A 4353-nucleotide genomic window follows, 5' to 3' on the forward strand; every position below is an offset into this window, starting at 1 on the left:
AACGCCTACAGCCATATTATGACAAGGCAGACCGTCCACGTTTAAACGCTTGGAAAGACTTAGTAAACGATCATTACCAGTTAAAAGACCCTAATGACCCTTTGAACAAGCGTGAACTATGTACACCCAATAATTTACCTAGAACCAAAATTGAAGCGTGTGAAGCTATTACAAACGGGCTTTTAAGCGTAGCGGAACGTGGAGAGCTAAAAAATCGTGATGATGTAGTCAAAACGCTTGAATCAGCAGGGTTTGAGATAGCCCGAACCACTAAGAAAAGTATCAGTATCAAAGACCCCGAAGGGGGGCAGAATATCCGTCTAAAAGGGGCTATCTATGAGCAAGATTTTAGATTTGGCAAAGAACTTCGAGCAGACATCGAACGAGCAAGCCAAGAATACAGAGCAGATCGTAGCAGCCGAGTTCAAACAGCACGAGCAACGCTTGATCGGCTTACTGAACGAAAACGAGAAAGTAATCAAATCCGCTATCCAAGAGCAGAACAAACGTCTGTTCCCGATTATGTTAAAAACTTGGAGCATCGTAGCCATAGCCATCGTAACAACGCTTCTATTGATGTGGGGAATTTTGACGTATCAGAGCTACAAAATCGGCAAGAACGCAGACTTAATAGCCCAGCAACAGGCCACAATTCAACAGTTGAAGGACGCAGGGGGCAATTTGAATATAACGAACTGTATAGACAACAAGAACCGAAAACGCACATGCATTCAGATGAACACCAAAGCAGGAAGCTGGAAGGGTGGCTATCTAGTGCCAATGGGGTATTAATTGATGACAGAACTCGAAAAGCACTTACTCGAAGCCTTGGAACAAGCTCAAGCACAACAGCAGCAGAGAGAAGCCGATTTACAGCAGATGTTCGAAGCTACACGGCAGGAAAATCAAGCTATCAAGGCAGCCTTCAAGAGCTTACTGGAAAGTATTTCCGAAACAGATCGGAAACAAGCGGACAACTGGAACAACTTAATAAAGCATGTCAGCGACTTGAATGGACAACTGAAAGACTTCGAGAAACAAAACAGGCTTTTGAACAATCAGTTAACCACAATACAAGAGCAGTTGATAAAGTTGAAAAAATGAATAAACCTCAAATTAGTTACAGTCCTAAAATGAGGTGAATAAGCTTATTTCTTACATACAAATTTATATAGGTCGTGTTTGCTAGAACCGGGTACTAAGTCAAACCACTGAGTTGGATTTGGCTTAATTGCTGTAGCAGAAATTTCACTGTATCCAATTTCCTGCATTTTTCCTGTTTTACAGTTGGTTTTAGTAGAGGTATAACCAATACTGTCAACGCCTACTCGCTTATGTAAAGCTGTGACAATATCACCTGATTTTGTTTGTTTTATTAAATAGTATTTACCTTTATCCCCTGACGCACTTCGCGGAATAAGGGTATCTGCTAAAGCATGGCCAGTAGCAAATATAGCGATAAATATAAGTACTAGTTTTTTCATATTCTTTTTACTCTAAATAAGGGGCTTTAAATGTTTAAAATTCTCGCGATAAGTTTACTAGGTTTATCTTTAATAGGGTGTGGAAATTCTGATCCTAATGCGCCTTCAAAACCTAAAAAACCTAAAACAGAAATGCAGATGCAAGCGGCTAAATTCTCTAGTATGTCTAGATGTTTAAAGTCGATTCAAGATACAACTAAATTACCTTTGAAGCCTATGACAGATAAACCAGAAAAAGTTACGGGTTTTCTTGGGGATACAGAGAGACAGTTTTATTGCGGAATCAAAGAAACAGGTACTGAAGGTACTTTCGTAGAAGGATGGTACACCGAAGAAGTAGAAGTTTATTAACAATGAAAAGGGCCAAATATGGCATAAGTCAATGTTAAGAAAAGAAATTTTGAAATGTATGGCAAAGAGTGGTACATTTCTGTAGGCGAAAAAAAAGCAAGCTGGCAGGCTCACTTTTTTCTCTTTGTTAAACAAATGCTTAAAGCATAAGTCAAACGCAAACTCGATACTTGCAATTGTACTGATGTTTTGACGCATTGCAACACCTTGGACGTTGCTAGTGATCAATAACCAACAATTTACAGCAGATTTTTACGCAAAATTACCTCACAAACCTTACTGTTCGGACGACTTAGGGTATGGGGTAATCATCCGACCAAAGAAAACGGCTATCCAAATGCCGTATATCCAACACAATCAACCGTGTTTAGTCACTTCTTTAGTGTTTGATATAGATCGACCAGACGCTTTTTTTGCTTGGTTTGATGCAAACCTACCAAAACCTAACTGGATAGCCAAAAACAAGCAGAATTGCCACGCTCATGTGGGATACATGCTTTCAGCACCAGTTTGTACGTCACATCGAGCAAAACAGAATATTCTTGAGTATCTAGCCAAGATTGAGCAAGCGTACACGCTTGCTTTAGGCGCAGATCGGGGCTATTCGGGCTTAATCACTAAAAACCCATGCCACAGTACATGGGAAACGCATATTTCTAACGTCCAACCGTATGAACTGGGTTATTTAGCTGATTTTGTCGAGCTTCAAGAGCTTAAAACCGATTTACAAGAGGTTTCAGGACTTGGTCGTAACTGTATGATGTTTGATACAGTGCGTTTTTGGGCCTATAAAGCGATTAGAGAACATTTAAGTGTTGGGTTCGATAGGTGGTATGCAGAAGTACTAGAACAGGCTAAAAACGTAAATGGAGCGTTTTTACAGCCACTTCCGTATTCAGAAGTGAAAGCCACAGCTAAATCTGTCGCTCGCTGGGTATGGCGTAACCATGCAGCAGCACATGCAAAGTTTATAGAGCGTCAGGCTGCTAAAGGGCGTAAAGGCGATTCTAGTCATGGCGGTAAAGCTAGATCAGCACAGTATAGCGATATGCGTCAGGAAGCCTTAAAAATGCATCTCATGGGTAAGAGCATCAAAGAAATTTCAGAATACTTAAGCGTGCATCGAAATAGCGTGTCGAAATGGATAAAAAATCCATGCACAAGTGCAACCTAAATCAGATATCAGCCCGTTTAACGGTTTTTGATTCGTGCAGGTGTGAAAGTGCAACCTAAATCAGATATCAGCCCTGTCTTAAACGGGGCTTTTTTATTTCTGAATTAAATTTTTAAAAAACTATGACTGAAGGAGTTAGCAATGGTTGTGGGCAAAGACTTTTCCTGTGCATCAAACCTGTGTGTAACTCAACGTATAAATCTGTGATTTATGCGGAGTTATGCATAGTGTTTGTGCATAGATCAGAAAAGGCGTTCGCTTGCGATTGTCCATAATCTTGTAACGACTAATTTAATACGGGCCTAATCCCAGATAGCCTTTGATCAGGCAGCCAATATTCTGACGAATCTTGCCTGCGCTAGATCAACATGCTATTGTGATTAGCCAGCACACACAAAGGGGACTTTCTTCGCTTCGCTTGAAGATTCCCTTTTGTGGCACTGGATCAGGGGCTTCACCCCCGACACCCCCGAAAACCGCCCAAAGAAAAAATCATAGATTTTCCCTTTGTCCGGTTACCGCCGAGGATTGGATTTAGTCATGACAAAACAAGACGTAGTGAAAAGACAGAAGGAAATCAAAATCCGTTTGACGGATGAAGAACATGAAAAGCTTTTGAAGCTATGCACTAAAGCCAGTCTAGCTAGTTGGATGCGTGAAACTTGCTTAGGTGAAAAACAGCCAAAACGTAATCAGATCCGCGAAGTAGATCCTCAGTTACTCAGACAACTTGCAAGTATTGGTAATAACCTGAACCAGATTGCCAGAATCATGAATCAACAGAGCAAAGCTAATTCTGCGATAGACCGAATTGCTGTTATTACTGCTTTAGCAGGCGTAGAGCGAGAATTACAGAGATTGCACGATGATCATAAAAATACATAGTCGTGGTGTAGGTGGTGGCTGTGGTCCCGTTGATTATTTACTTGGCAAAGACCGAGATCGGGAAGACGCAAGGCTAGACCGTGGCGACCCTGAACAAATGATTCAGCTGATTGATAGCACTAACTTTGCTCAGAAATATACGTCTGGTGTTTTATCGTTTGCCGAGCGTGATTTAGATGAACACCAAAAGCAACAGATCATGGATAGCTTTGAACGTGCATTACTTCCTGGACTAGATAAAGACCAATATTCAATTTTATGGGTACAGCACCAGGATAAAGACCGCCTGGAATTAAATTTTGTCGTTGCCAATGTGGAATTGCATAGCGGAAAACGCCTACAGCCATATTATGACAAGGCAGACCGTCCACGTTTAAACGCTTGGAAAGACTTAGTAAACGATCATTACCAGTTAAAAGACCCTAATGACCCTTTGAACAAGCGTGAACTATGTACACC

Annotated in this window: 7 protein-coding genes; 6 read left to right on the plus strand and 1 reads right to left on the minus strand. The window is 41.1% G+C overall.

The window, feature by feature from the left end:
- The first annotated feature begins 336 nt into the window (after positions 1 to 336).
- Together E0D95_RS16005 and E0D95_RS16010 are read left to right on the plus strand one after the other, a co-directional pair.
- Positions 337 to 792 (plus strand): MbeB family mobilization protein, encoded by a 456-nt coding sequence (locus E0D95_RS16005; RefSeq protein WP_372339082.1) that lies wholly within the window; start codon positions 337 to 339, stop codon positions 790 to 792.
- 3 nt (positions 793 to 795) lie between these two features.
- A complete protein-coding gene (locus E0D95_RS16010) occupies positions 796 to 1104 on the plus strand; it encodes an MbeD/MobD family mobilization/exclusion family protein (protein ID WP_125279880.1) in 309 nt (102 codons plus the stop codon).
- Between the two features lie 44 nt (positions 1105 to 1148).
- Here the strand turns inward: E0D95_RS16010 and E0D95_RS15420 are convergent, their stop codons facing one another.
- Positions 1149 to 1484, minus strand: coding sequence for a hypothetical protein (locus E0D95_RS15420; RefSeq protein WP_087696065.1), 336 nt, complete (start codon positions 1482 to 1484; stop codon positions 1149 to 1151).
- A gap of 30 nt (positions 1485 to 1514) precedes the next feature.
- Between E0D95_RS15420 and E0D95_RS15425 the strand changes: the two genes are divergently transcribed.
- The 4 genes from E0D95_RS15425 to E0D95_RS15440 all read left to right on the plus strand — a co-directional run.
- On the plus strand, positions 1515 to 1835 hold the full coding sequence (locus tag E0D95_RS15425) for a hypothetical protein (protein WP_068553058.1): 321 nt from the start codon (positions 1515 to 1517) through the stop codon (positions 1833 to 1835).
- 220 nt (positions 1836 to 2055) lie between these two features.
- Complete coding sequence (locus E0D95_RS15430) at positions 2056 to 3009, plus strand: replication initiation protein (protein WP_087696064.1); 954 nt, start codon at positions 2056 to 2058, stop codon at positions 3007 to 3009.
- Between the two features lie 540 nt (positions 3010 to 3549).
- Positions 3550 to 3894: a plasmid mobilization protein gene (locus tag E0D95_RS15435; protein ID WP_110393193.1), complete on the plus strand. Its 345-nt coding sequence runs from the start codon at positions 3550 to 3552 to the stop codon at positions 3892 to 3894.
- A partial coding sequence (locus E0D95_RS15440) for a relaxase/mobilization nuclease domain-containing protein (RefSeq protein ID WP_165443272.1) occupies positions 3875 to 4353 on the plus strand: 479 nt, incomplete at its 3' end. The genes E0D95_RS15435 and E0D95_RS15440, both read left to right, overlap by 20 nt.

Source organism: Acinetobacter ihumii, from assembly GCF_900625095.1.
In the GTDB taxonomy this organism is placed as follows: Bacteria; Pseudomonadota; Gammaproteobacteria; order Pseudomonadales; family Moraxellaceae; genus Acinetobacter; species Acinetobacter ihumii.